The 24,998-nt window shown below is 44.7% G+C and carries 27 protein-coding genes and 2 pseudogenes; 27 read left to right on the top strand and 2 right to left on the bottom strand.

All coding sequences use genetic code 11. The features are described from left to right. The first annotated feature begins 11 nt into the window (after window positions 1–11). From AB1K83_RS06030 to AB1K83_RS06005, 6 genes are all read left to right on the top strand, one after another. Entirely contained in the window at window positions 12–896 is an 885-nt protein-coding gene (locus tag AB1K83_RS06030) for a LysR family transcriptional regulator (protein ID WP_413057256.1), read from the top strand. Window positions 897–1,109: 213 nt separating this feature from the next. Continuing rightward, on the top strand, window positions 1,110–2,735 hold the full coding sequence (locus tag AB1K83_RS06025; RefSeq protein ID WP_413057255.1) for an acyl CoA:acetate/3-ketoacid CoA transferase: 1,626 nt from the start codon (window positions 1,110–1,112) through the stop codon (window positions 2,733–2,735). Then, window positions 2,732–3,160, top strand: a complete 429-nt coding sequence (locus AB1K83_RS06020; protein WP_413057254.1) for a MaoC family dehydratase — start codon at window positions 2,732–2,734, stop codon at window positions 3,158–3,160. The genes AB1K83_RS06025 and AB1K83_RS06020 overlap by 4 nt, the downstream gene beginning before the upstream one ends. A gap of 159 nt (window positions 3,161–3,319) precedes the next feature. Continuing rightward, on the top strand, window positions 3,320–4,270 hold the full coding sequence (locus AB1K83_RS06015) for a ketopantoate reductase family protein (RefSeq protein ID WP_413057253.1): 951 nt from the start codon (window positions 3,320–3,322) through the stop codon (window positions 4,268–4,270). A 117-nt stretch (window positions 4,271–4,387) separates the two neighbouring features. Continuing rightward, entirely contained in the window at window positions 4,388–4,681 is a 294-nt protein-coding gene (locus tag AB1K83_RS06010) for a VOC family protein (RefSeq protein WP_413057252.1), read from the top strand. Window positions 4,682–4,827: 146 nt separating this feature from the next. Then, complete coding sequence (locus AB1K83_RS06005; RefSeq protein WP_413057251.1) at window positions 4,828–6,021, top strand: chromate transporter; 1,194 nt, start codon at window positions 4,828–4,830, stop codon at window positions 6,019–6,021. A gap of 127 nt (window positions 6,022–6,148) precedes the next feature. Here the strand turns inward: AB1K83_RS06005 and AB1K83_RS06000 are convergent, their stop codons facing one another. Then, window positions 6,149–6,526, bottom strand: coding sequence for a rhodanese-like domain-containing protein (locus tag AB1K83_RS06000; protein ID WP_413057250.1), 378 nt, complete (start codon window positions 6,524–6,526; stop codon window positions 6,149–6,151). Between the two features lie 100 nt (window positions 6,527–6,626). Between AB1K83_RS06000 and AB1K83_RS05995 the strand changes: the two genes are divergently transcribed. The 5 genes and pseudogenes from AB1K83_RS05995 to AB1K83_RS05975 all read left to right on the top strand — a co-directional run bounded on the left by AB1K83_RS05995 (window position 6,627) and on the right by AB1K83_RS05975 (window position 11,942). Then, window positions 6,627–7,463 (top strand): biotin/lipoate A/B protein ligase family protein, encoded by an 837-nt coding sequence (locus tag AB1K83_RS05995; RefSeq protein ID WP_413057249.1) that lies wholly within the window; start codon window positions 6,627–6,629, stop codon window positions 7,461–7,463. Window positions 7,464–7,644: 181 nt separating this feature from the next. Beyond that, window positions 7,645–8,466 (top strand): annotated as a pseudogene (locus AB1K83_RS05990) (ribonucleotide reductase N-terminal alpha domain-containing protein); the annotation flags it as partial. Between the two features lie 86 nt (window positions 8,467–8,552). Beyond that, on the top strand, window positions 8,553–9,335 hold the full coding sequence (locus tag AB1K83_RS05985) for an HNH endonuclease (RefSeq protein WP_413057248.1): 783 nt from the start codon (window positions 8,553–8,555) through the stop codon (window positions 9,333–9,335). Window positions 9,336–9,627: 292 nt separating this feature from the next. Next, a pseudogene (locus AB1K83_RS05980) lies at window positions 9,628–11,367 on the top strand (vitamin B12-dependent ribonucleotide reductase); the annotation flags it as partial. A 65-nt stretch (window positions 11,368–11,432) separates the two neighbouring features. Then, window positions 11,433–11,942 carry a YcxB family protein gene (locus tag AB1K83_RS05975; RefSeq protein WP_413057247.1) on the top strand — a complete coding sequence of 170 codons (510 nt, stop codon included), beginning with the start codon at window positions 11,433–11,435 and terminating at the stop codon, window positions 11,940–11,942. Between the two features lie 49 nt (window positions 11,943–11,991). On the opposite strand, the gene AB1K83_RS05970 is transcribed toward AB1K83_RS05975, so the two are convergent. Then, complete coding sequence (locus tag AB1K83_RS05970; protein ID WP_413057246.1) at window positions 11,992–12,975, bottom strand: DUF1385 domain-containing protein; 984 nt, start codon at window positions 12,973–12,975, stop codon at window positions 11,992–11,994. A 128-nt stretch (window positions 12,976–13,103) separates the two neighbouring features. Between AB1K83_RS05970 and AB1K83_RS05965 the strand changes: the two genes are divergently transcribed. The 16 genes from AB1K83_RS05965 to AB1K83_RS05890 all read left to right on the top strand — a co-directional run bounded on the left by AB1K83_RS05965 (window position 13,104) and on the right by AB1K83_RS05890 (window position 24,776). Beyond that, window positions 13,104–13,535 carry a hypothetical protein gene (locus AB1K83_RS05965; RefSeq protein ID WP_413057245.1) on the top strand — a complete coding sequence of 144 codons (432 nt, stop codon included), beginning with the start codon at window positions 13,104–13,106 and terminating at the stop codon, window positions 13,533–13,535. Window positions 13,536–13,820: 285 nt separating this feature from the next. Next, the gene (locus AB1K83_RS05960) at window positions 13,821–14,873 is read left to right on the top strand and encodes a M24 family metallopeptidase (protein WP_413057521.1); all 1,053 of its coding nucleotides are present in this window, start codon (window positions 13,821–13,823) and stop codon (window positions 14,871–14,873) included. A gap of 25 nt (window positions 14,874–14,898) precedes the next feature. Further along, window positions 14,899–15,456 (top strand): elongation factor P, encoded by a 558-nt coding sequence (efp, locus tag AB1K83_RS05955; RefSeq protein ID WP_413057244.1) that lies wholly within the window; start codon window positions 14,899–14,901, stop codon window positions 15,454–15,456. A 135-nt stretch (window positions 15,457–15,591) separates the two neighbouring features. Then, window positions 15,592–15,801, top strand: a complete 210-nt coding sequence (locus tag AB1K83_RS05950; RefSeq protein WP_413057243.1) for a stage III sporulation protein AC — start codon at window positions 15,592–15,594, stop codon at window positions 15,799–15,801. Further along, complete coding sequence (locus AB1K83_RS05945) at window positions 15,780–16,178, top strand: hypothetical protein (RefSeq protein ID WP_413057242.1); 399 nt, start codon at window positions 15,780–15,782, stop codon at window positions 16,176–16,178. The genes AB1K83_RS05950 and AB1K83_RS05945 overlap by 22 nt, the downstream gene beginning before the upstream one ends. 15 nt (window positions 16,179–16,193) lie before the next feature. Further along, the gene (locus AB1K83_RS05940) at window positions 16,194–17,093 is read left to right on the top strand and encodes a stage III sporulation protein AE (RefSeq protein WP_413057241.1); all 900 of its coding nucleotides are present in this window, start codon (window positions 16,194–16,196) and stop codon (window positions 17,091–17,093) included. Window positions 17,094–17,337: 244 nt separating this feature from the next. Continuing rightward, a complete protein-coding gene (locus AB1K83_RS05935) occupies window positions 17,338–17,754 on the top strand; it encodes a hypothetical protein (RefSeq protein WP_413057240.1) in 417 nt (138 codons plus the stop codon). Then, window positions 17,741–18,286 (top strand): SpoIIIAH-like family protein, encoded by a 546-nt coding sequence (locus AB1K83_RS05930; protein ID WP_413057239.1) that lies wholly within the window; start codon window positions 17,741–17,743, stop codon window positions 18,284–18,286. The genes AB1K83_RS05935 and AB1K83_RS05930 overlap by 14 nt, the downstream gene beginning before the upstream one ends. 162 nt (window positions 18,287–18,448) lie before the next feature. After that, window positions 18,449–18,967: an acetyl-CoA carboxylase biotin carboxyl carrier protein gene (gene accB / locus AB1K83_RS05925; RefSeq protein ID WP_413057238.1), complete on the top strand. Its 519-nt coding sequence runs from the start codon at window positions 18,449–18,451 to the stop codon at window positions 18,965–18,967. Window positions 18,968–18,982: 15 nt separating this feature from the next. Further along, a complete protein-coding gene (gene accC, locus AB1K83_RS05920) occupies window positions 18,983–20,329 on the top strand; it encodes an acetyl-CoA carboxylase biotin carboxylase subunit (RefSeq protein WP_413057237.1) in 1,347 nt (448 codons plus the stop codon). A gap of 16 nt (window positions 20,330–20,345) precedes the next feature. Beyond that, the gene (locus AB1K83_RS05915; RefSeq protein ID WP_413057236.1) at window positions 20,346–20,741 is read left to right on the top strand and encodes an Asp23/Gls24 family envelope stress response protein; all 396 of its coding nucleotides are present in this window, start codon (window positions 20,346–20,348) and stop codon (window positions 20,739–20,741) included. A gap of 195 nt (window positions 20,742–20,936) precedes the next feature. After that, the gene (gene nusB / locus AB1K83_RS05910) at window positions 20,937–21,353 is read left to right on the top strand and encodes a transcription antitermination factor NusB (RefSeq protein WP_413057235.1); all 417 of its coding nucleotides are present in this window, start codon (window positions 20,937–20,939) and stop codon (window positions 21,351–21,353) included. Then, window positions 21,350–22,219, top strand: a complete 870-nt coding sequence (gene folD, locus AB1K83_RS05905; protein WP_413057234.1) for a bifunctional methylenetetrahydrofolate dehydrogenase/methenyltetrahydrofolate cyclohydrolase FolD — start codon at window positions 21,350–21,352, stop codon at window positions 22,217–22,219. The genes nusB and folD overlap by 4 nt, the downstream gene beginning before the upstream one ends. Before the next feature lie 78 nt (window positions 22,220–22,297). Then, window positions 22,298–23,656 carry an exodeoxyribonuclease VII large subunit gene (gene xseA / locus AB1K83_RS05900; RefSeq protein ID WP_413057233.1) on the top strand — a complete coding sequence of 453 codons (1,359 nt, stop codon included), beginning with the start codon at window positions 22,298–22,300 and terminating at the stop codon, window positions 23,654–23,656. After that, the gene (locus AB1K83_RS05895; RefSeq protein ID WP_413057232.1) at window positions 23,657–23,899 is read left to right on the top strand and encodes an exodeoxyribonuclease VII small subunit; all 243 of its coding nucleotides are present in this window, start codon (window positions 23,657–23,659) and stop codon (window positions 23,897–23,899) included. Further along, on the top strand, window positions 23,892–24,776 hold the full coding sequence (locus tag AB1K83_RS05890; protein WP_413057231.1) for a polyprenyl synthetase family protein: 885 nt from the start codon (window positions 23,892–23,894) through the stop codon (window positions 24,774–24,776). The genes AB1K83_RS05895 and AB1K83_RS05890 overlap by 8 nt, the downstream gene beginning before the upstream one ends. Window positions 24,777–24,998 lie beyond the last annotated feature (222 nt).

Raw genomic sequence — 24,998 nt, 5'->3', positions numbered from 1 at the left:
GGGCGCATTAGGTGGATTTTCAACAACTTCATAACTTCCAAGCACTCGCACATATTAAAAATGTAACCCGGGCGGCCAAGGAGCTTTCACTTACTCAATCTGCACTAAGTAAATCAATTGCTCGTTTGGAAGAAGAAGTGGGTGTGCCGTTATTTGAGCGAAACCCTCGTGGGGTCAATTTAAACTCATTTGGAACTTTATTTTTGGAGTATGCAAACCGTGCGATTGAGGAAATGAACAATGCAAAAGAGAAGATAAATGAGATGATCGATCCATCATATGGGATCATTCATTTCGGCTTTATCCCCTCATTGCGTCCTTCTTTTGTTCCAAACATTATTCAACTCTTTTTAAATGACAGTCCAAATGTACGTTTTCAATTATCGCAAGGGCCTACTGGTAGAATTATTAAACAATTAGAAGCAGGTGAAGTAGATTTAGTATTTTGTTCTCCGCAAAAAGAGGTGGAGAATATAAGTACGTTTCCAATTATCGATGAAGAGCTGTTTTTAGTAGTACCCTCCTCCCATCGGCTATCCCACCGAAAAGAAGTAGCGCTGGCGGAAGTTGCCAATGACCTGTTTGTGCATTATCATTCAGACTACCCATTACGACATGTCATTGATGAGTTTTGCCAAAAAGCGGGTTTTCTTCCCCAAGTCGCAATTGAAGGCGCTGAGGATGAAATTATTGGAGGGTTAGTTGCTGCCAATTGCGGCATTGCATTAATGCCTGCTGCTCAAGGACTGGACCAAACGAAAATATCTATGTTACGTGTCACAGAGCCGCAGTGCAGACGGCTCATTGAAATGGCTTGGCGAACAGACAGCTTTATGTCGCCAGTAGTAGAACGGTTCAAGGTCTTTGTTATCCATAATATTTCAAGAGTCATTTAAATATTTAGTTCAATTAACTTTTTGAGACCTGGAGAGATTGTAGCCAGGTCTTTTTATGCTTTTCCTTTATGTAAGCTATCCATTCTGATTGAGCTAGTCCTTTTGTTCATCGATTCCATTATTATTATTCATTTTTCATTAATGAAACCTCAAGCTATACTCTTATTAAATATCAGAAGAGTTTGATATAAAAAAGAACTGTGAGGGGAAGACATGAATCCTACAACACGAACGAATGCGGTAAAAATGATGAGTGCAGAAGAAGCTGTGGAGCAAATCCCTTCCAACGCAACCGTAGCTTTTCTTGGGGCCGGAGGGGGAATTGCAGAACCGACAGCCGTCATTGAAGCTCTGGCCAAACGTTATAGGGAAACACAGGAACCTCGTGATTTAACACTCTATTATTCGACTGGCCTAGGGGATCGCGGAGATCGGGGGCTGTCTCCGTTAGCTCAATCCGGTCTCGTGAAACGAGCAATTGGCGGACATTGGGATCAGTCGCCTCGTCTTGCTGAAATGGTTGCTAGAAATGAAATTGAAGGCTACAACTTTCCGATGGGGGTGATGAGTCAATTGCTGCGTGCCGCGGCTGCCGGACAACCAGGATTATTAACACATGTTGGGATCGGAACATTTATCGACCCGCGTCAAACTGGCGGGAGATTAAATGAGCGCACGACGGAAGAATTAGTAAAGATTTTTGAAATCGAAGGCAAGGAATGGTTGTTTTACCCCGCCATACGTCCTGATGTCGCAATTATTCGTGCAACGACTGCCGACACGGATGGATATCTGACGATGGAAGATGAAATTACTTTTCTAGATATTCTTCCTATGGCACAAGCCGTGAAGAACAATGGAGGCATGGTCATCGCACAAGTGCAACGACTGGCAAAGGCGGGAACCTTGCATCCAAAGGATGTAAAAGTACCGGGATATCTTGTCGATGCTGTAGTCGTTGTTCCCGAGCAGCCCCAGCTATATTCCGGTGCAGTAAATCGATTTATGTCAGGGGATTTCATAGCTGAAATTGGAGAAATGACAATACCACCTTTAAATGAGCGCAAAGTCATTGCACGCCGAGCTTTATTTGAAATTCGCCCCGGAGATGTAGGAAATGTGGGTGTAGGGATTTCAGATGGGATTGGCATTATTGCTCAAGAAGAAGGAGTTGGCGATGAGTTTACTTTGACTGTTGAAACAGGCCCTATCGGCGGAGTTACAGCTCAGGGGATCTTCTTTGGGGCAAGTATTAATAATCGAGCGGTTCTTGATATGCCGGCCCAATTTGATTTTTATGATGGGGGAGGATTAGATATTTGTTTTCTCAGTTTTGCGGAAGTAGATCAGGCTGGAAACGTCAATGTGTCTCGTTTTAACGGAAAAATTGTAGGTACAGGCGGATTTATCAATATTACATCGAATAGCAAGAAAGTGATCTTCAGCGGCACCTTAACGGCTGGCGGCCTGCAAACAAAAATTGTGGACGGTTCCGTAGAGGTTCATCAGGAAGGAAGATTTCAAAAGTTTGTTCCACAAGTTGAAGAGATTACATTTAACGGGATAGAGGCAATGAAGCAAGGAAAAGAGGTTCTGTATATTACGGAGCGAGCTGTTTTTGAATTGACACCCGAGGGACTAGATTTAATTGAAATTGCACCCGGAGTAGATATTGAGAAAGACATCCTTAGTCAGATGGGCTTTCAACCGCGAGTTTCCCCAAATTTAAAAACAATGGATTTGCGTTTGTTTTTAGAAGAACCAATGGGAATCCGAGAACAATGGATGGAGCAAGCATTACGTTACCAATCCAGAAATCTAAAGGAGGAAGTCAAATGACAACAGCTAAAGTACCTTTTGAAATCGGCGATACAATTTCTTACACAAAAACAATTAGTGAGTCTGATGTGTATTTATTTGCAGGGATTACCGGAGATTTCAGCCAAATGCATATGAATGAAGAATTCATGAAAACCACACCATATAAAAAACGGATCGCTCATGGCGTTTTAACATTTGCGCTAGGTTCTACGGCATCCACTCTTATTCAAGTTCAAGCGAGATCGGAAATTCCAAGCGTTTCGTACGGATATGATCGGCTACGCTTTACCAACCCAGTCTTTTTTGGAGATACCTTAACAGCACATTATACCATTGAAGAAATTGATCATGAAAACTTAAAATCTGTTGCTAAAGTAGAAGTACTAAATCAAAAAGGAGAGCTTTGTACAGTGGCTCGGCATATTTTGAAATTCATACCTTGATAGGCATAACAAGATCCTGAGTTTCAAGATTTCTTGTTATAGAACGACCTGGGAATATCTCGAACGGAAAAGGAGCATCTCCCTAAATGCAGAAGAATTTTGAATGTCTTCTGCTATTTTTTCTTTCATTATTTTATTTAGGCAAAGAGGTGGATTTTGTTGAAGATTTGCATCGTTGGTGCAGGCGCATTGGGAAGTACAATTGGCGGAGTGCTAGCTGAAAACGGCTCTGAGGTATATCTAATTAATCGAAGAGAAGAGTTTGTGGAAGCGATTAATAAAAAAGGATTGATATTGCGAAGCGGTACAACAGATCGCGTTGTAGCAGTAAATGCGAGAACAAGCTGTGCTGGCATTGGCCATGTTGATTTAGTCATAATATTGGTAAAGTCCTTTCACACTAAACAGGCGATCGAAAACGCGAAAGAGATTATTGGCGAAAATACAATGGTGTTATCATTACAAAACGGCCTCGGAAATGAAGAAGTAATTGCAGAAGTGGTTGGTAAAGAACGGGTGCTTGCTGGAAAAACATATGTTGGCGGGGTAGTGCTTGGACCGGGACATGTCCTAGCAACGACGGGCGAGAAGCAAACCCATATTGGTGAACTCGATGGGCGGATCACCGAACGGGTGAAGCGCGTTGCAAAAGTATTTAATCATGCAGGATTGATGACAAATGTTACCTCAAATATTATAGGGATTATTTGGGATAAGTTATTGATTAACGCTGCAACGGGTCCTTTGTCCGGTATTACACGTTTACCCTATGGCGGTTTGTATCAAGTCCCGGAAATAAAAGAGATAGCCGTTGCGGCTGTATTGGAAGGTATATCGGTTGCCAAAGCTCATGAAGTAAAATTGGATACAGAGGACCCGGAAACCATTTGGCGAAAGGCTGCTGAGGGGTTGCCGGATGAATTTAAGACATCTCTCCTGCAAAGTATTGAAAAAGGGTCCGAGACAGAAATCGATTATATTAATGGAGCAATTGTTCGTTGGGGGGAGAAACGAAATATCTTAACGCCGGTAAATAAAACTCTTGTGGCCAATATCAAAGGGATCGAGTATGGGTTGAAGTATATCAAAGAAAAAGAAAGAATTATATGAAACAAAAGAAAGTAGGGTATCATCTTGGCTTATCAGAATAAATCGTATGTGGAACATATTGCGGTTAGAGTAAAAGACATACAGTGGCATCTCCAATTTTTTGAGGAGGCATTGGGAATGCCTGTAGTCAATTGGGTCGGAAATCAAGAGAAGCCGGACCAAGCATGGTTAGCTGGCGGCATACAGCTAATTTCTGATACATCAAATCCGAATGGTAGATTGGACCATATCGCTATTATAACTGAAAATCTTGAAAAAGCAGTTCATGAAGCGGTGATAAGGGGCGCAATGATTTTTCAAAAAGGACCAAGTTGGATTGAACTTCCTGACGGGCTCGTTATTGAGTTGATTCAGCAAGCAGGCAGTGAAGTGGATGATTTTTTAAATGTAAAAGTGAGCTATGTTCCATGACGTAAGTGCTTGGCTTCTCCTAATAATGTTAAGAGTTTGTAAAGATTTTATTAGCGCCTTCAGAATCATTCCATTGAATGATAGACTGCTACAGAGATGGCTCGTTATAACGAGTTGGGACTGGATGGAAAGAAGGTGTTAGTAAATTGGAGAAACGAAGCTCAAACTACAATATAAAATCATTGATAGAGCTTTTCCTTGTATCGACAAGACTTGGGCTGACGTCCTTTGGAGGGCCGATTGCCCATCTTGGTTACTTTCATGAAGAATATGTACGCAGAAGAAAGTGGATGGACGAAAAGAGTTATGCTGATCTCGTGTCGCTATGTCAATTCTTGCCTGGACCTGCCAGCAGCCAGGTCGGGATTGGGATCGGTGTCATGCGGGCGGGCGTCTTGGGTGGGATTATTTCATTCATCGGATTTACTTTCCCCTCAGTATTGGCGCTTATCGTATTCGCCCTGTTGTTGCAAGGAATGGATATCGCAAGTGCCGGTTGGATCCATGGCCTGAAACTTGTTGCCGTTGCGGTCGTCGCTCACGCTGTTGCGGGGATGGCGCAAAAATTGACTCCAGATATCCAGAGAAGGACCATTGCGCTGGTTGCATTGGTCGGTACCGTTTTGTGGCAAACTGCCTATACGCAGGTAGGTGTGATGATTTTAGCTGCTTTGCTTGGCTTTATCCTCTATAAGAAAGAGGGAGTGGAAGTGGGGACGGCTCAAGCGTTTCCGATTTCCCGGCGTGTGGGCGCGATCTGTCTAACCTTATTTTTTGGCTTGCTTATTGTTCTTCCTTTATTACGAAGCATAAGCTCCTCCCATTGGATTGCCATGTTCGATAGTTTTTATCGTGCCGGGGCCCTGGTTTTTGGCGGAGGGCATGTTGTATTGCCTTTATTGGAGCGAGAGTTTGTGCCGGTTGGTTGGGTCAGCGCGGAAACATTCTTAGCTGGGTACGGTGCCACTCAAGCGGTGCCCGGTCCGTTATTTACATTCGCCGCTTATTTGGGGACGGTCATGAATGGTTGGCAGGGGGGAATCGTTGCGACCATTGCGATTTTCTTGCCGGCCTTTCTCCTTATCCTAGGCACACTGCCATTCTGGGATGCATTACGGAGAAGCCCCAACATGAAAGGTATTTTAATGGGGGTCAATGCGGCTGTTGTCGGTTTGCTAATCGCGGCCTTTTATCATCCGATTTGGACAAGCACCATCCAGTCGACGATTGACTTTGCATTTGCTGCCATTCTGTTCTGTATGCTCGCCTATTGGAAGCTGCCTCCATGGGTCATCGTTGTGACCGGTGCAATCGGCGGTGTCATTTTAGCAAGTATGTAAACCGACAAGGACTCTCATGCGAGGGTCCTTATTTCTTCTTGTTAAAAATGAATCGGGCCGGGCAAAATAATAGGTGTGCCATTTTAACAATATAAAAAAGTTCCTCCTAAGAAGAACTTTTTTACTATCATTTGCTTTTGACTTTACCTGTCCATTGACGGAAGCCGCCTTGCAAGTGATACAGTTGATCATATCCTTTTTTCTTCAGGAATAAAGCCGCACGAGCACTTTTCCCGCCGTTCTGGTCGTACAGGAAGACCCGCTTGTCCGGACGAATTTCTTTGTAGCGTTGACGGAACTGGGTATATGGAATGTTGCGCGCCCCTAAAATATGGCCTGCATCAAAATCTTTCGGTTCCCTCACATCGATCAATTGCGCTTTTCGATAGCCTTCGATGAATTGCTCCTGTGACAAATCGGTGACCGCTTTGCGAAGGCGAATTGCCGTCACGATGAAATAAATGATCAAACCAGCCGCCAATGCGATGAGTACATATAATTCCACTAGCACTTTCTCCTTTCTCTCTCCGTATCCATTATAAAGATTTGGTGGCACTTGTTCAATGAGGATGATAAAATGAAATGCGTCGTAAGGGGGAATTTCAATGGAAAAGATCGTTTGGAACTTTATTAATTCAGGAAAATGCACACCATCCTTCAATATGGCACTCGATGAAGCCCTGCTTGAATGGCATAGCGAGGGGAAGATCGGTCCCGTTCTCCGCTTTTATGAATGGGAGCCTGCCACCTTGTCCATTGGATATTTCCAGCGAGTTGAAAAAGAAATCGATATGGATCAAGTGAAGAAGCTGGGTCTTGGTTTTGTTAGACGGCCAACAGGTGGTCGCGGAGTCCTCCATGAGCATGAACTTACATATAGCGTAATTGTCAGTGAATCGTATCCTGATATGCCAGAAACCGTTACAGAAGCTTACCGCGTCATTTCAGGTGGGTTGCTTGAAGGATTTCGAAATCTCGGCTTGGATGCGGAGTTTTCTATTCCAGATACGGAAAAATCGAGAGAAGATTTAAAAAAGCCGAAAAGTGCCGTCTGTTTCGATGCCCCTAGCTGGTATGAACTCGTCGTCGAAGGCCGAAAAGTGGCGGGCAGCGCACAAACGAGGCAAAAGGGTGTCATTTTACAACATGGAGCCATTTTAATCAGTCTAGATGAAGAGAAACTCATCTCGCTTTTTAAATACAGGTCAGAGGAACACCGTGAATTATTGCGCGTCGGCTTGCCGGAAAAAGCGGTAGCGATCGATCGCTTAATGAAGCGTCCTGTCTCCGTCGAAGAGTGTGTTGAGGCGTTTTCAAAAGGATTTGAAAAGGCACTCCAGATTGAACTGCAACCGATGGAGTTGACAGCGGACCAACTGGAATATGTAGAATCCATCGAGCAGAAAAAATATGCGAATAATGACTGGACTTTCAGAAAATAGTTGGTAGACCTTTTGTTCTATTTTTAAAAAAGAAAGCTAGTGAAATGCCGTAATCATCACATTTGGAAATAAGTGGTGATTTATTCTGATTGAAGCGAGTTTCAATATGTTGTAGGCTAGGGTATATACATAACACAACATGTTGTGTTTCGTTTAGACGATGCTAAAGGAGGATGCGTTAATGGTCGTTGTTTCAAATCAACAGGAACCAGTTCTGAACAAGTCACAGTTAAACGCAGATATTGCGAATTTCCCACAAGTACATCCAATCACGGACGACATGAAAATCGAGCATAGTGGTGTTTCCCGTCTCGTCATGATTGATCGGTACTCGTTTAAGGACACGGAAAAGAAAACTTTGAAAGTCGGGGACTTTGTTGTTCTGACTGTCAAGGAAGATCCGAAATTCCCTGCACGTGGGCTTGGTTATATCGCTTCAATTGATCAGGAAAACGGAAAGGCCGATATTTGGATAGAAAAAGACTATCGTTCGGCGATCGATAACCCGGAAGAACAAGAGAAAGGTATTGTCACAAGGCCGCTTGAAGTTATTGAGAAACCACTTGAAGTGTTTTATGAACAAATTGCCAAACGGAATGCAACAGGCCTTGCTTCGGTTGAAACGACAGAAGAAGGTCGAAAACAATCCTTTGAGCGATTTTACAAGGAATTGTCCAACCTGAACTTCATCCCGGCTGGACGAGTCCTCTACGGAGCCGGATCGGAAACCGAAGTAACATTCTTCAACTGCTACGTCATGCCATTTGTAGCCGACTCGCGCGAAGGCATCTCCGATCATCGTAAGCAGGTAATGGAAATCATGAGCCGTGGGGGCGGCGTCGGTACCAATGGTTCGACATTGCGCCCGCGCAATACGCTGGCAAGAGGCGTGAATGGGAAATCTTCTGGTTCGGTCTCTTGGCTCGATGATATTGCGAAATTGACCCATCTTGTTGAGCAAGGTGGATCGAGACGTGGCGCTCAAATGATTATGTTAGCGGATTAAAAATATTGATTACTGTTCTAACTTCCAAATAATGCACAATACCTCTATAATTGAAACAAACGTTCTTATAGGGGGTGATGCTTATGGAACTTACACACGAGTATCTCTATCAACGTTACGTAGTTGAAGGGGCAACAGTAAGTCAAATATCAGCGGAAACTCAATACACTAAAGATCAAATTAGAGGCAAACTTAGAAGATTGGGGATACGTAAAAAACCAATTAGACTTACAGATCAACCATATGACGACAAAGACTGGTTGTACCATCAATACATGGTGCTGGAAAAGGGATATACAGTCATCGCCAATGAAGTTGGAGTAAGTTACACCACTATATTAAGTCGCATCCTACATTTTGGTTGGCCGGTTAGAGGTCATCATGATATCGACAAGGGTGAGCCGCGAAGAGGGAAGAAACATGGTGAGGAATCACTGTTAAAAATCCGCCAAACCCGTCAGCGGAAAAGAGTTATGACAAAGTGTACTTATTGTCAACTCAAAATAGAATTGGTTGTATCGTCCTTTAAAAAATCCCGAAATAACTTCTGTAATCAAGTTTGCTTTAAAAATTATCTTGAGGAAAATCGAGTCGTTCCAGATAGAATTACTGATTCTGCCGAATATAAGCACTGGAGAATGAGAGTTTATAAAAGAGATGGATATAGGTGTAAAATGCCTGGTTGTTATTCTCAATCAAGAGATATTGCAGCGCACCATGTCTATCCCAAGAAAAAGTATCCTCAAATCCAGTTTGACACTTCTAACGGAATTACCTTGTGTAAGCCATGCCACGAAAAAACCTACGGAAGAGAAGAACAGTTTATACCAATGCTAGTCCGCGTCGTCCAGACAATGGATGACTAGAAAATCGGGTGAATTGCGAAGAACTCCTTAGAGGCCATTAAGCTACAACGTGACTGGAAACGGTGGGCGTGAATGCTTAAAAATTAATGGCATTGGACAATCCGCAGCCAAGCACCGCAAAAGGTGAAGGTTCAACGACTATCGAAAACATTCATAGAGAATGGAAGTAGAGTAGGGAAGATACAATTCTTTCCGAAGCGCCCGACCCCTAACAGATAATGCTGAGGGTGATGATATAGTCTACTCCGTCTGCTACTTGCAGAGAAATATCCTGAAAAGGACGGTATTTAGGTGGCATCCTGACATTTGCGAATTTATCATCTCCAAAATGCAAAATCCGCGTATTTTGCGCTTTTTATTGGAAAATACAGAAGATGAATTGATCAAGAAGTTAGCTAACGAAAAACTGAAATTCAAACCGTTGACACCCCAAGAAGAAGCGATGTATCAAGGGATTCTGAACTACCGGTCCATTCCTGGCATGGGCGGTTTCAACGAAGCGATCCTCCGTGATGCAGAAACGAAGCTGCGGGATGGCGGAACATACTCTGTCCACAATTCGGAGTTCCTGACAGGAGCGAATATTTCCGTCACATTGACCGACGATTTCATGAAGGCGGTCGAAGAGGACGGGGAGCATCAATTGCGTTTCCCGGCAGTGGAGAAGTATTCATCGGAGGAAATGAACGTTTATAATGAAGAGTGGCATGAAGTAGGTGACGTGCGCGAATGGGAGCGTCGCGGCCATGAAGTTCGCGTCTACCGTACGATGAAAGCCCGCGCACTTTGGGACCTCATCAATATTTGCGCGACGTATTCCGCAGAACCTGGTATTTTCTTCATCGACAATGCGAACAAAGAAACCAATGCCAAAGCATACGGACAACAAGTGGTAGCGACAAACCCATGTGGTGAGCAACCGTTGGCACCATATTCTGTCTGTAATTTGGCTGCCGTCAACCTAGCTGAAATGGCTGATAAAGAAACTAAAACGGTCAATTATGAGAAATTGATCGATACGGTCCGCGTCGGTGTCCGCATGCAGGACAATGTTATCGACGCCACACCGTATTTCCTGGAAGAGAATAAAGTACAAGCACTCGGAGAGCGCCGTGTCGGCCTGGGCGTTATGGGACTTGCCGATCTACTGATCTATTGTGAAAAACAATACGGTTCAGCAGAAGGCAATGAACTTGTCGACAAAGTGTTCGAAACGATTGCGACGACTGCGTATCGCGAGTCAATCGAACTGGCGAAAGAGAAAGGAAGCTTCCCGTTCCTGATCGGAAAAACCGAAGAGGAGACGCGGAGCCTACGTGAAGCGTTCATCAACACGGGCTATATGAAAAAGATGCCGGAAGATATCCGTCAAGCAGTATTGGAACACGGCATCCGAAACTCCCATTTATTGACAGTTGCGCCAACTGGGAGCACTGGAACAATGGTTGGCGTCAGTACCGGCCTTGAACCATATTTCTCTTTCACATACTATCGAAGCGGACGCCTCGGCAAGTTCATCGAGGTGAAAGCGGAGATTGTCGAGGAATATCTACAACAGAATCCAGATGCAGATCCTGACAATTTGCCGGACTGGTTCATTTCTTCTATGAGCTTGGCGCCAGAAGCGCATGCGGATGTCCAGTGTATCATCCAGCGCTGGATTGATAGCTCCATCTCGAAAACGGTAAATGCGCCGCGCGGTTATACGGTCGAGCAGGTCGAAAGCGTCTATGAGCGCCTTTACAAAGGTGGCGCAAAAGGTGGTACGGTCTACGTAGACGGAAGCCGGGATTCACAAGTATTGACGTTGAAAGCGGAAGAGAACGAAATCGATTCCGATTACGTGGAAGAAGTTGTCGAACAACGGAAAATCGTCCTCGTCAACACGATTCAGGACTTGCGCTCCACCAATGTCACGATCGGCTCCGAAGTCGGGAACACTTGCCCGGTATGCCGACAAGGAACAGTCGAAGAAATGGGTGGCTGCAACACATGTACGAATTGCCAGGCCCAATTGAAATGTGGATTGTAATAAAAACTATTTAAAAGTGTCGCTTGCGAGCGGCACTTTTTTTATCAATCAAAAAGGGGATTTCCATGAAAATTCACTACCACTTAACCGAAGAGGACTTCGTCAATTTTAATTTATATCATAGTCGTCATTCAAAAGCGGCTTCCAAAGCATTGAAGATGCAGCGTTTCATATCGCCAATTTTGTTTATGGCAGCCGCTTTTTTATTTTCAAAGATGGGCGAGATTCCACTTCCGATTTCGTTGTCGACATTCGGCGTGATGAGCATTTTATGGGTTTTATTTTATCCCAAGTATTTTTATCAATTGATCAAGCGTAATGCGAAGAAGATGATTAAAGAAGGAAAAAACGACGGCTTACTCGGCGATCATAAGATGATGATGACGGATGAAGGAATTGTAGATACCACAAGCATCGGTGAAACGCGGGTTTCTTGGTCGGGTATTACACAGTGGAAAGAGGATGCTCATTACTTCTATTTATACAATAGTGCGGTCAGTGCATATATTTTGCCGAAACGGGAATTGGAAGACTTCGAGAAGACCAAAGCCTTCTTGCAAGCAAAGATAAATTGAATGTACAAAAAAGAGCGTCGCCCAATGGAGGGCTCCGCTCTTTTTTTAATTAATTCAAGATTGCTGTGTCCGAATCCGATGCCACTTCCAACTCCGGCTTTTTATCCAACACTTCTACACCGTGTTCTTCGATTTCCAACAATTTTTCAAACGAAGCGATGGCCACCTCGACTTGGCTGTCATCGGGTTCTTTCGTCGTCAATAGCTGGAGCCATAGCCCCGGGTATCCTAAATATTTCAGTACAGGTACGCTCCGAACTAAATTGGTTACTTGTAATACTTCGAATGAAATGCCCAATACGACTGGAATAAGCAAAATTCGATTGACGATGCGCAGCCATAATGGGTCGGTCGGTACAAGGAAATAGATGAACATACCGACGATGACAGTAAACAGAATGAAACTGCTTCCGCATCGATAATGGAGCCTGGACTGGGATTGAACGTTTTCCACTGTCAAGGGCAACTGGTTCTCAAACGTATTGATGACTTTATGCTCTGCCCCATGGTACTGAAAGACCCGTTTGATGAGCGGTGTCATCGATATCAATGAAATATAGGTGAGCAATAAAATTAGTTTGAATAAGCTTTCCAGAAGAATCTGGGCCGTCTTGCCGGGTGCAATCGGCTGCATAAGTTCCGCCAAAAAAACAGGAACAAGTGTAAAAGCAAATTTTCCGAATAGGAAAGATAGAACACCGACTGCGGCGACACCAAGCACCATGACTAATTTGGAAGGTTCTTCCGCCTCCACTTCTTCCTCTTCCCCTGGCATGAGATCATACCGTTCACTGGAAAATGTCAAATGACGTGATCCGATTCCCGCCGACTCGATCAATGCGACGATTCCGCGGATAAACGGAATTTTTTTCAGCTTGGCCGCAATAGGGCGCTGTTCTTTTGGAACGTGAAAATAGTCGATGGAGCCGTCTTTTCGCCGAATGGCAGTCACGGTGTCCTTCTTGCCCCCGAACATGACCCCTTCTATTAATGCTTGCCCCCCATAAGCGGGAGGTTGTTGTGATTTTCCCATATCAGTACCCACACTTTCTTTCCTGGCAGTTTCCGAGATGTTTCCATTGTACTAAAAAAAGCCGTCCTCCTCCACAAATAGGTTTAAAAAGTTTCGTTCCGCCCGACACTTTGATGAGGAGGGATGGTATGATCAATCAAACATTATTTTGGACTTCATTCATGGCGGCATTACTTACGACCTTATCGCTCAAATTTCTTCATTTCTTCCATTTCATTGAATGGTCTCCGATCGGATGGGCGAAATGGTGGAGCATCTTCGCCGGAGGAGCTCATGTGTTCAGTAAATGGCTTTGGCTGTTCATTATACTCTTCATATCTTATATGATACTTTATATTGCAGTTTCCTACACTACGGCAATTCCCACAATCATCACCGCGCTTCTTATCAGTATAGTAGCTGTTGTATCTGTCGAATGGAGCATCGGGACGCCGGAAACCTTGAGAAAAGCGATACAAACCATCTCTATACCTTTTTTCGTGATGGTCGCCATCGTGATTCGCTTTATTGCGGAAACGGCAGTTTTTATGAAGAAACATTCAGCTGGGGATACAAAATAAGTTGCCACTATAACCGGATATGTTAAAATAGGAAAGGAAAAGGGTGGGGAATAGAGGCAGTGGAAATCCTCATCACTCCGGTCCCGAATTGGGGCACTCATACACACATGTTGGCATCAAAAAATGACCTTGGAATATTGTGATAAACATACGGTCGGAATGGTAGTCTTTTATCTGCCATTCCATCCTTTTGTCGACATACATAGCAAGGGACTGTACGGATCTGGAGCAGATCGTGGTGAAGTTTTCCTTCATCGGGAGAAAAGGGGGAATGCAAACGTGAAAATGACGAAATTGCGGGAACTTCTCAAGGAGCAGCAACTCGATGCTTTGCTGATTACGAATCCATTTAATCGGCGCTATATGACAGGTTTCACAGGTACAGCCGGCGTTGCCCTCATATCAATGGATGATGCGGTTTTTATAACGGATTTCCGTTATATGGAGCAAGCGGAAAAACAGATAGCGGGTTACCGGATTGTCCAACATAAGAAGACGTTGATGGAAGAAGTGGCAAATCAAGCAAAGTCGATGAACTTGCAGACGCTCGGGTTTGAAAAGGATGATTTGACTTACGGTTTATTTGAGTTGTATAAGAAAGCGGTCAAGGCAGAGATGAAACCGGTATCCGGACTTGTGGAAAAGCTGCGGCTCGTTAAAACGGAAGAAGAAATCACCATATTGAAACAAGCCGCCCATATCGCGGATGAAGCATTTGCCCATATCTGCCATTTCATCAGACCAGGCCTAACAGAACTTGAGGTTTCCAATGAGTTGGAGTTTTTCATGCGCAACCGGGGTGCCACGTCGTCATCTTTTGATATCATTGTGGCTTCGGGTATAAGAAGTGCGCTGCCCCATGGGGTGGCGACAAAAAAAGTGATCGAGCCGGGCGAATTGGTGACGCTGGATTTTGGGGCGTTATATAATGGCTATATTTCCGACATAACGCGGACCGTCGCGGTAGGAAACCCTTCCGCAAAGCTTCGGGAAATATACGAAGTAACACTTGCGGCACAGGAACTGGCCTTGGAGAAAATTCAACCGGGCATGACGGGCGTGGAAGCAGACGCCATTGCACGCGATTATATCAAGTCAAAAGGCTACGGAGAAGCGTTCGGTCATTCGACGGGCCATGGAATCGGCCTCGAAGTCCATGAAGGGCCGATGTTATCTTTCCGTTCGGAAGCTGTCCTCCAAACAAACATGACCGTTACAGTGGAACCGGGCATTTACTTGCCGGGAATCGGCGGCGTCCGGATTGAGGATGATATCCGAATTACGGAGACTGGAAACGAACGCCTCACACTTTCAACCAAAGAATTGCTCATTTTATAACTATTAAACAAATGGAGGAATCATAATGATTTCAGTAAACGAATTTAAAACAGGGCTTACCATTGAATTTGACGGCGATATTTGGCGTGTCATGGATTTCCAACACGTGAAACCGGGTAAAGGGGCAGCATTCGTTCGTTCCAAATTACGGAATCTTCGTACTGGAAACGTCAATGAAAAGACATTCCGTGCCGGTGAAAAAGTGGAAAAGGCACAGATTGACAACCGCCGGATGCAATATTTGTATGCAAACGGAGACGATCACGTGTTCATGGATAACGAATCGTATGAGCAAATTGAACTCCCTATGAAACAAATCGAAGAGGAATTGAAATATCTGAAAGAGAACATGGAAGTCCATATTATTAAATATAAAGAAGAAGTTCTTGGCGTAGAATTACCGATTACCGTCACTTTGGAAGTAATCGAAACGGAGCCCGGTATTAAAGGGGATACGGCTAGCGGCGGATCGAAACCGGCGAAAATGGAAACAGGCCTCATCGTCCAAGTCCCATTCTTCGTCAACACGGGCGATAAATTAGTTATTAATACGGAAGAAGGCGAATACGTGTCACGCGCGTAAACTCCAACTTATGATCACTCCTATTCCAACCAGGGAAAAGGAGTGTTTTTTAGTCCCCATATATATCCCTGTAATACACTTATGTTCTAGCAGCAGGACACTGGACATAGGATATGGCAATGGGGGGAGTACCGGATGGAATTGAATGACTTGCTTCGAATCGCCGGTATCGGACTTGTAATCGGCATTCTGCATATTTTCTTTGAACAGACTGGTAAGAAGGAGTTCTCCTTTTTTCTGTTCTTACTCGCTTATCTCTATCTTACGGCCGAAATGCTACGCTTCCTTAAAATCTTTTTTTCCGAGATCGCGGAGTTTTTCCAATGGTTGACGATGTCGGTTTGATGGCTATCTTATTTCAGGTAATTGTGGTGTTTTTAATCCTTTTATTACTATCTTTTGCAGTACCGAAACTCCATCCGTTGTTGTATACGGTCATATTCTTCTTCTTTTTATTCCAAGTGCTGCTATTCATCATCATTCCTTTCGGAAAAACATATGTCCAATTATTCCAACCGCTTCCCGACCCGTTTGCGAAATTGCTCATCGGAAGCGCTATTCTCTTTTTTCTTTCCCAATTGATCGCCAATCACATTGAGGAAGCGGGCTATCGTTCGCTCGCCGCACTATCCCATTTTGTTATCAAAATCGCAATTTTGTCCTTATGGATACCACAGACTACCACTTTGATCGAAATACTAACCTCACTTATTTCTAAATGATCGGACGATGCCACCATGATTTCTCTTATTGAAACCATACTGGGAACGCTCCTATCCAGTTTCGCTATTATTATCGCCTCCGCATTCATGGCATTGATGGCCAACTTTCTGTTTCCTTCATTTGCGAAATGGACGAGGATTCTCCTTATTTTCCTAATTGTCGGCATCGCGCTCCAACCTGCTATTGGTCATCTGGAATTGATTCGTAATATTGCCCGTTCCGTATCGATGATTTTCATCTCGATTTATCCGGTGTTGACAGCAGGAATGGTTATGGCGGGCGGAGCATTTGGCATGCTCAATTTCCAGCCGGCTATGCTGTTGTTCGCAAACGGAGCGGTTCTACTGTCGGAACGTGTGTTAATTCCCTTATTGATGGCAACGTTTTTGTTCGATTTAGTTTCCCGACTGCTTCCCGACGTCCCGTTTACTCGGTTGGCGGACATGTTACGGACAACTCTCCTTGCTGTCGTATCCGCTACCGTTGCTACGTATTCAATTTTCATTACAGCAGGGGGGACGATGTCTTGGGCCATTTCGGGATTGACGAGTGAGCCGGTAAAGGAGTTGATCCGCCAGAATATCCCGCTCATCGGTTCATTCATGACGGATACGATCGGGACGATGGGACGCTATACGACCGGTGCGAGCGTCTTTGCGGGAGGCTGGATGATCATGACAATCTGGACAGTCGCCCTTATCCCGTCCCTTAAAACGCTTATCGTTGCGTTTTTTTACCGTTGGACCGCTGCGCTGATCGAACCTTTCGCTGACGAAGACATTTCGGGAATACTGGATGACATCGGAAAGACGTTGTTTGTTTTATGCGCTGTATCGTTCCTTATCTCGTTTGCTTTCATCTATACATCTTTGCTGTCGGTTATTTTTATCAAATTGTTCACTACGATGAAATGAGGTTGGCACAATGGAATCTTTTTAATGGGCGTCTTGCTTATCGCCGTTTTGTCAACGTTACTCCTTTTGCTGATGCCCGAAGGAAAAGAGGATGATTTCATTCCACTCATCAAAATCTTGATGGGCATCTGGATCATTCAATCCTTCTTTGCAATTTTTGGTCATAGGTTCCTTTGAAAGCGCATAAAATGGATCATTGATGACAGGTCATACAATAGGCTGAATGAATGAAAATGGTGAGACTATGAAGAAACCATCGAAAAAAATGCAGACGATTCTTCTCGGGACCATTATGATCTTCGTCATCTTTATCATGAATCCAAATCTTGGCGGGATCGGGGAGGGGAAGGAAGAGAACAAGGAATTTTCCACACTCGAAGAGGCGCTCATGCAAATTGAAGGGATCGGGGAAGTGTCGATCTACTTTCATCAAGGTAACAATGGGACATCCGCTCCTCTATCCGATTATTTCTCCCTTTCCGGGACGTCGGAGAAAAAAGGAAGTGAATTGCAAGGCATTTTGGTCATCGCGGAAGGTGCTGAGGATTTTAAACTCCGCAGTGAACTATCGAGGATCCTATCTGCTGTCCTCCAGTTGCCAGAACATCGCATCGTCATCGTTGAAATGAAGAAAAGGGGGAGTACGAATGAAAACGAATAAGAGAACAGTCTGGTTTTTGACATTGCTTAGCCTGGTTGCAGTCATTTCCATTTACTATGTAAAAGAAAGAGCGCCGATGCCATTCGACGGCATTGCCATCTTCACGAAGGAAACGACGGATGCCACCAAGCTGACAGAGGAAACCGCAGATGAAACGAAACCTGTTTTTGCCGAGCTCGTGCTCTTTGAAGAGATGCGGATGGAAGTCCGCAATGAAAGAAGCAAGCTCCACGAACAACTTGAAACGAAAATGACATCTTCCGATTATACAGCGGAAGAGAAAAATAAGGCTTTTGAAGACATGGCCGAGCTGACAAAGCGGACTTCCGCGGAAAACTTGCTGGAAATGGAAATCAGAGCGCTCGGATATCCGGATGCCTTCGTCCGAACAGAAGACGGCACAGTTAAAGTGACAGTTCTGTCCGCCGAGGGGCATTCAAAGAAAATGGCAGATCAAATTATTCATCATGTTATGACAAGTTGGGATGACGCCCGTGACGTTCAAGTGGATTTCACGGGAGGCACTCAATAAATTAGGCCCTGGAAAGGGTCTTTTTTTTATTGGGTGACAGTTATTCGTTGTAAGCTTTTGGGAGGATGAAAGACTTAAATGGGGGTTAGCTATTTCATTATGTCGGCAAAACGGCTAAAATGGAGGATGGGTGTAATTAAAAACAAGTGAGGAGAATCATTCATGTTGAAAATTCAAGAAATCCGTGAAATTATTAAACTCATCGATCAGTCATCTATTGAAAAATTTTCATACGAATCGGATGGCACCAAAGTTGAACTGACAAAAGGCGGCGGACACCAAACTTCATATGTATCTGCTCCAGAGACCGCTGCAGTTGCACCAGTTCAACAGCAACAACAAGCAGCCCAACAACCACAAGCCGAACAAGCCCCTGCCGTACAACAGGAAGAGCCCCAAGCTCAGGCACCGGCTGCATCAACTGAAGCAGATAACGCCAATCTGCACAAAATTACATCACCGATGGTCGGCACGTTTTATAGTGCTTCTTCACCAGAAGCGCCTGCATATGTTAAAGCCGGTGATAAAGTGGAGTCAGAATCCATCGTTTGCATCGTCGAAGCGATGAAATTGTTCAATGAAATCGAAGCGGAAGTTTCAGGGGAAATCGTTGAAATCCTTGTAGAAGACGGCCAGCTCGTTGAATACGGACAACCTCTTTTCCTCGTCAAAACGAATTAAGGGGGATTCCGACAAATGAAAAAAGTATTAATTGCAAATCGTGGAGAAATTGCCGTTCGGATTATCCGGGCGTGCAAAGAACTCGACATTAAAACCGTGGCTGTATATTCCGAAGCGGATGCAGAGGCATTGCATGTCGAATTGGCGGATGAGGCGTACTGTATCGGTCCCCGCCTATCAAAAGACAGTTATTTGAATTTCTCGAATATCATCAGCATCGCCAAGTTAACTGGCTGTGACGGGATTCATCCCGGATACGGCTTCCTTGCCGAAAATGCAAGTTTTGCCGAACTTTGCGAAGAAGTGAATATCGAATTTATTGGACCGACATCGGATGCCATCTCACGCATGGGAACAAAAGACGTGGCCCGTGATACGATGGAACAAGCAGGCGTACCGATTGTCCCAGGCTCAGACGGTATAGTTGCGGATGAGCATGAGGCTTTGAAAGTGGCTAATGAAATAGGTTTCCCTGTCATCATCAAAGCGACTGCAGGCGGAGGAGGAAAAGGAATCCGCGTGGCTCGCACTGAAGATGAATTGGTGAAAGGCATCAAAATCACTCAGAAGGAAGCAGCTGCTGCTTTCGGTAACCCTGGTGTCTATCTGGAAAAGTATATTGAAGTGTTCCGCCACGTCGAAGTACAGGTCCTTGCGGATAAGTATGGAAACGCTATCCATCTTGGAGAGCGGGATTGCTCGATTCAACGGAGAATGCAGAAGCTGGTCGAGGAAGCCCCATCACCTGCCTTGACACCTGAATTGCGGGAACAGATGGGCGATGCAGCGGTCAAAGCAGCAAAAGCTGTCAATTATCGCGGAGCGGGAACTGTGGAATTCATTTTTGATCATATCAATCAAAAATTCTATTTCATGGAAATGAATACGCGGATCCAAGTAGAGCACCCGGTTACAGAAATGATTACGGGGATTGATTTGATCCAACAGCAATTAAAGGTGGCGGCAGGCGAAAAACTAGCTTATAGCCAAGAGGATATCAAAATCGACGGTTGGTCCATCGAATGCCGTATAAACGCAGAAAACCCATCTAAGAATTTTATGCCATCTCCAGGTAAGGTGTCCATGTACATACCACCGGGTGGTTTCGGCGTCAGAGTCGATTCGGCCATGTATCCTGGCTATACAATTCCGCCGTTCTACGATTCGATGGTCGCCAAACTGATCGTCCATGGAAATACCCGGGAGGAAGCAGTCGCTCGTATGAAACGTGCCTTGGATGAGTTCATCATCGAAGGAGTGGATACGACGATCCCATTCCATTTAAATTTGATGGATCATGAAGTATTTAAATCAGGAGATTTCGATACGAAGTTCTTGGAAAAATACGATATTATGGACTAACGGAGGAGGGTTCCAGATGGCTGAAAAAACAAGTCCATCGTTCGCCGGCAAGGCTCCGACAGGGGAGGTCGAGCTGGGACGCGTCCAGCTTGCTCCAGAAGTTCTTGAAGTGATCATCGGAATTGCAACAACCGAAGTGGAGGGCGTAGCCAGTACGACAGGTAACTTTGCGAGCGGTGTTGCGGAAAAGTTCGGGAAAGTGAATCATGGCAAAGGTGTCAAAACCGAATGGACAGATGCCGGATTGATCGTTGACGTTTATTGCATTGTGGAATATGGCTATTCCATCCCGACGGTGGCAACGGAAATTCAAAAGCAAATCCGTGACGCACTATTCCATATGACTTCACTCGAAACGAAAGAAGTGAACATCCATATTACTGGTATCCAATTTGAAAAAGATACGGAGTAAGGTGGATGGGGCTGTCACAAAGTCTAGTTTTGGACTTTGAGACAGCCCTTCTTTTTGATTCCAAAAGGGCAGGGCTGCAAAAACATAATACTACGTATATTTGGAGCCTTATTTTTGGCTTGTTACACTGTATCTCAATCATCGAAATGTGGTATGATAAAGCTTCAGAGATACAGCAGTGGAGGAGACTTTTACATGAAACGACGAGAAGCGCGGGAGAAAGCGGTACAAACGTTGTTCCAACTGGATAAAGCCGATATGGAAATATCCGTTGATGAAGCGATGACTTATATTACGGAGCAACCTGTGAATACATTTTATGAACAGCTGGTTCGAGGAACAGTCCAGCATATGACCGAAATTGACGAAGCTCTCGTGAAGAGGCTGGAGAATTGGTCGTTGGAGCGTCTTCCCAAAATCGAAAGAACTGTATTGCGACTCGCCGTCTATGAATTGCTTTTTACCAATGATGCTCCGCATCGGGTCATTCTAAATGAAGCCGTTGAACTATGCAAAACATTCGGAGATGAAAAATCGGGACGATTTGTGAATGGCGTATTATCAAAATTCGATGAAACAACGAATCGAAATAACTTGGAGGATGAATTATGACTGGCAAACTGATTGATGGAATCGCAATCGGAAAAGAAATTCGTGAAGAGATTAAAGAGGGAGTCCGTAAGCTTTCGGAGAAGGGATGTCAACCTGGACTTGCGGTCATTCTAGTCGGAGATAATCCCGCATCCCATACATATGTGAAAAACAAACAGAAATCAAGTGTAGAAGTCGGTATGAAATCAGAATTGATCCAATTGCCAACTACTGTTTCTGAAGAAGAATTGTTAAGCCATGTAGAACAATTGAATGAAGATGACTCGATCCACGGCATCCTAGTCCAATTACCATTACCGGATCATATTGATGAAAACTTAGTTATCCGAGCAATCGCCCCGGAAAAGGATGTCGATGGATTCCATCCGGAAAATGTCGGGAAGATGATTATTGGACAGCAATCTTTCCTATCTTGTACTCCTTATGGCATTATTAAGCTACTCGAACGTTCAGGAGTGGAAATTCGCGGTAAACATGCGGTGATCGTCGGCCGTAGCAATATTGTCGGAAAACCGATGGGGCAATTGTTGTTGCAGCGGGATGCCACTGTTACCTATTGCCACTCGAAAACCGTGAATCTTTCTAATTATACAAAACAGGCGGATATTTTAATTGTAGCAATCGGCCGGACAAAATTCATTACCGATGAATTTGTTAAAGAAGGAGCTATCGTCATTGACGTTGGCATGAACCGTGATGAAAACGGAAAATTATGCGGCGATGTCGATTTCGAATCGGCTAAGGAAAAAGCATCTGCCATCACTCCGGTTCCCGGAGGTGTCGGTCCTATGACCATTACGATGCTACTGAAAAACACGCTTCAAAGTGCGGAACAGGCTTTTGCAGACGGAAGATGTCCGCAATAACTATAACGAACACGATGGACGCTGTTTTTCTTTGGAAAGACAGCGTTTCTGTACGTCATTGAAGAGGAGGCAGTGTAGGTGGCCGGGAATCCATATCTATCTGTACAAGCGCTGACTAAATACATCAAGCGTAAATTTGATGCCGATCCCCATTTGCGAAATGTCTATGTAAAAGGGGAACTTTCCAATGTGAAAAGCCATCCGAGCGGCCATATTTATTTCACGCTCAAGGACGATAAAAGCCGAATACAAGCAGCGATGTTCCGTTCAGCTGCAAGCAGCTTGAAATTTCGACCGGAAAATGGCATGAATGTCTTGATTACAGGAGATGTGACCGTCTATGAAGCGAGCGGGCAATATCAATTGTATGTGCAATCAATGCAGCCGGATGGGATTGGCGCTCTTTATCTCGCATTTGAGCAGTTGAAAGAGAGTTTGGGGAAGGAAGGGTTATTCGATGCGCGATGGAAACAGCCATTACCGCCGTTTCCTCAAAAAATTGGAGTCGTCACAGCGCAATCCGGGGCGGCCATCCAAGACATTTGCACGACCATTGGCAGACGCTATCCTTTAGCGGAAACCATTTTATTTCCGGCCATCGTGCAAGGTCCACAAGCTGCACCTTCCATCATCAATTCGATTGCCCAAGCGGAGGCCCATGGGTCCATTGATGTGCTCATCGTCGGACGGGGGGGTGGATCGATCGAAGATTTATGGGCTTTTAACGAAGAATCGGTCGCTAGGGCCATTTTTTCCTGTCGGATTCCAATAATAAGCGCGGTAGGGCATGAAACAGACACGACCATTGCTGATTTTGTTTCCGATCGCAGGGCTCCGACACCGACAGCGGCAGCTGAAATGGCCGTGCCTGCCAGAGAGGAACTGATTGATCGGATCATGGACCGAAAACGAACGTTATACCGTTCCTTATCCAACCAGATCAAAACAGAACGAAAGCGTTTAACATCCCTTCAATCTTCATATCCTTTGCAATTCCCAGAACGATTATATCGTCCCTTCATGGAGAAGCTGATTGGTTTCGAGGGAAGGTTGGACAGAAGCCGAATCGATATGACCATCCAGCCCAAAACCGAGCTTCTAAGGCTGCAATCTCTGTTGTCATCCTATTCACCAGGAAAGCAGATCAAAGAAGGAAATCGGATGATTGATGTGTTAACCGAAAGACTGACACGTGCTGCTTTCCAAGAGATTAAAGGGAAGGATGAGAGTTTCAAGGCGACCATCCGCACGCTGCAAGCACTGAATCCGTTAGCTGTCATGGACCGCGGATTCTCCATCCTATATCAAAATGGCAAAGTTGCAAACTCTGTTCGACAGCTTGGAGTTGGCGATGAAATTGAAATCCGATTGCAGGACGGGATGGTCGAAGCGAAGGTCCAAACGATCAACGTACAAGATGGGGAGGGGGAAATATAAATGGAAAAAGATTCACTTCGCTTTGAAGAAGCTATGTTAAATCTAGAGGAAATCGTTCAAAAGCTGGAAAGCGGGGACGTTCCCCTCGAAGATGCGATTGTTTTATATAAAAAAGGGATGGAACTGTCCGCTTATTGTCACAATAAATTACAGGATGCCGAAAAACAACTTATCTCCATTATTGATAAAGAAGGAAATCAAGTGGAATTCGACCCTGCGAAAGGTGCCGATTCGAATGCATAAAGGATTGCAACAATTCATTGAAACCCAAATACCTCTCATCGACGAACGGCTACATCAACTATTGACGGAATCGCCTATGCCGGAAAACTTACAAAAATCGATGGCTTATTCCATAGATGCAGGCGGTAAGCGAATTCGACCACTATTAGTGATTGCTACCCTGCAAGATCTCGGGGGCCGGTCGGAAGATGCGTTAACAGTAGCATGTGCGGTTGAAATGATCCATACATATTCCCTCATTCATGACGATTTGCCTTGCATGGATGATGATGATTTCAGACGGGGCAAGCCGACGAATCATAAAGTGTTTGGCGAGGCGGTCGCCGTACTCGCGGGTGATGCTCTGCAAGCAGTGGCATTTCGTAGCCTAGCCGGGCTCGTTTCTACATCACCTGAAAAAACTGTTGCGCTCATTCGGTTGCTAAGCTCCGCTTCCGGACCTGAAGGAATGGTGGGTGGCCAAATATTGGACATGGAGGGGGAGAACAAGCAGTTGTCCATCGACCAATTGGAAACAGTCCATTTGAATAAGACAGGCGCTTTACTCTCGTTCTGTATTGAAGCGGGAGCGATCCTTGCTGATGTAGATGAAGAAAAATCCAGACTACTGCGTACCTATGCGAAAAACATTGGTCTTGCTTTTCAAATTAAAGACGATATTCTGGATATCACCTCAACGACTGAACAATTGGGGAAAACAGCTGGCAGTGATACGTCGAGCCAGAAATCAACCTATCCTTCCTTGCTTGGGTTGGAGGGAGCCGAGAAACGACTGCGTTATCACCATCAATCGGCAAAGGAATCGATTGGATTTTTAAGTGATAAGGAGAGCCTACTAGGCATGTTTGCCGATTATATTGTCGAACGAAGCAGTTAAGGCGAACAAATTGTTGTACTAGACGTCCTTCTTGATATAATGTACTAAGCGAATCGTTATCTTTGTTCAGCCTAAGACTCCAATGCCCAAAAGACGTCGAGCAGAATGCGTTATTACTCCCTGTTCATAAAGTGTTTCAACTTCGGCTGAACAAAGATGATCTCCGGCGGATGTCACGGATTTTTTCGAGCACGCTCGAAAAAGTCCGGACGCAATCACGCT

The sequence above is a fragment of the Sporosarcina sp. 179-K 3D1 HS genome (assembly GCF_047228905.1).
In the GTDB taxonomy this organism is placed as follows: Bacteria; Bacillota; Bacilli; order Bacillales_A; family Planococcaceae; genus Sporosarcina.
The sequence above is the reverse complement of the archived record's forward strand: the minus strand, read 5'-3'. Positions and strand labels throughout refer to the sequence as shown.

Bases quoted from the DNA above. Each gene is read 5' to 3' on its own strand.
- folD (WP_413057234.1), top strand. From the start codon at position 21,350: ATGACTGGCAAACTGATTGATGGAATCGCAATCGGAAAAGAAATTCGT.
- AB1K83_RS05895 (WP_413057232.1), top strand. From the start codon at position 23,657: ATGGAAAAAGATTCACTTCGCTTTGAAGAAGCTATGTTAAATCTAGAG.
- AB1K83_RS05965 (WP_413057245.1), top strand. From the start codon at position 13,104: ATGATCAATCAAACATTATTTTGGACTTCATTCATGGCGGCATTACTT.
- AB1K83_RS05915 (WP_413057236.1), top strand. From the start codon at position 20,346: ATGGCTGAAAAAACAAGTCCATCGTTCGCCGGCAAGGCTCCGACAGGG.
- AB1K83_RS05940 (WP_413057241.1), top strand. From the start codon at position 16,194: ATGATTTCTCTTATTGAAACCATACTGGGAACGCTCCTATCCAGTTTC.
- AB1K83_RS05960 (WP_413057521.1), top strand. From the start codon at position 13,821: ATGACGAAATTGCGGGAACTTCTCAAGGAGCAGCAACTCGATGCTTTG.
- AB1K83_RS05985 (WP_413057248.1), top strand. From the start codon at position 8,553: ATGGAACTTACACACGAGTATCTCTATCAACGTTACGTAGTTGAAGGG.
- AB1K83_RS06020 (WP_413057254.1), top strand. From the start codon at position 2,732: ATGACAACAGCTAAAGTACCTTTTGAAATCGGCGATACAATTTCTTAC.
- AB1K83_RS06025 (WP_413057255.1), top strand. From the start codon at position 1,110: ATGAATCCTACAACACGAACGAATGCGGTAAAAATGATGAGTGCAGAA.
- AB1K83_RS06010 (WP_413057252.1), top strand. From the start codon at position 4,388: ATGCCTGTAGTCAATTGGGTCGGAAATCAAGAGAAGCCGGACCAAGCA.
- nusB (WP_413057235.1), top strand. From the start codon at position 20,937: ATGAAACGACGAGAAGCGCGGGAGAAAGCGGTACAAACGTTGTTCCAA.
- AB1K83_RS05970 (WP_413057246.1), bottom strand. From the start codon at position 12,975: ATGGGAAAATCACAACAACCTCCCGCTTATGGGGGGCAAGCATTAATA.
- AB1K83_RS05975 (WP_413057247.1), top strand. From the start codon at position 11,433: ATGAAAATTCACTACCACTTAACCGAAGAGGACTTCGTCAATTTTAAT.
- AB1K83_RS05995 (WP_413057249.1), top strand. From the start codon at position 6,627: ATGGAAAAGATCGTTTGGAACTTTATTAATTCAGGAAAATGCACACCA.
- accC (WP_413057237.1), top strand. From the start codon at position 18,983: ATGAAAAAAGTATTAATTGCAAATCGTGGAGAAATTGCCGTTCGGATT.
- AB1K83_RS05945 (WP_413057242.1), top strand. From the start codon at position 15,780: ATGGTTGACGATGTCGGTTTGATGGCTATCTTATTTCAGGTAATTGTG.
- accB (WP_413057238.1), top strand. From the start codon at position 18,449: ATGTTGAAAATTCAAGAAATCCGTGAAATTATTAAACTCATCGATCAG.
- AB1K83_RS05890 (WP_413057231.1), top strand. From the start codon at position 23,892: ATGCATAAAGGATTGCAACAATTCATTGAAACCCAAATACCTCTCATC.
- AB1K83_RS05935 (WP_413057240.1), top strand. From the start codon at position 17,338: ATGAAGAAACCATCGAAAAAAATGCAGACGATTCTTCTCGGGACCATT.
- AB1K83_RS05950 (WP_413057243.1), top strand. From the start codon at position 15,592: ATGGAATTGAATGACTTGCTTCGAATCGCCGGTATCGGACTTGTAATC.
- AB1K83_RS05930 (WP_413057239.1), top strand. From the start codon at position 17,741: ATGAAAACGAATAAGAGAACAGTCTGGTTTTTGACATTGCTTAGCCTG.
- efp (WP_413057244.1), top strand. From the start codon at position 14,899: ATGATTTCAGTAAACGAATTTAAAACAGGGCTTACCATTGAATTTGAC.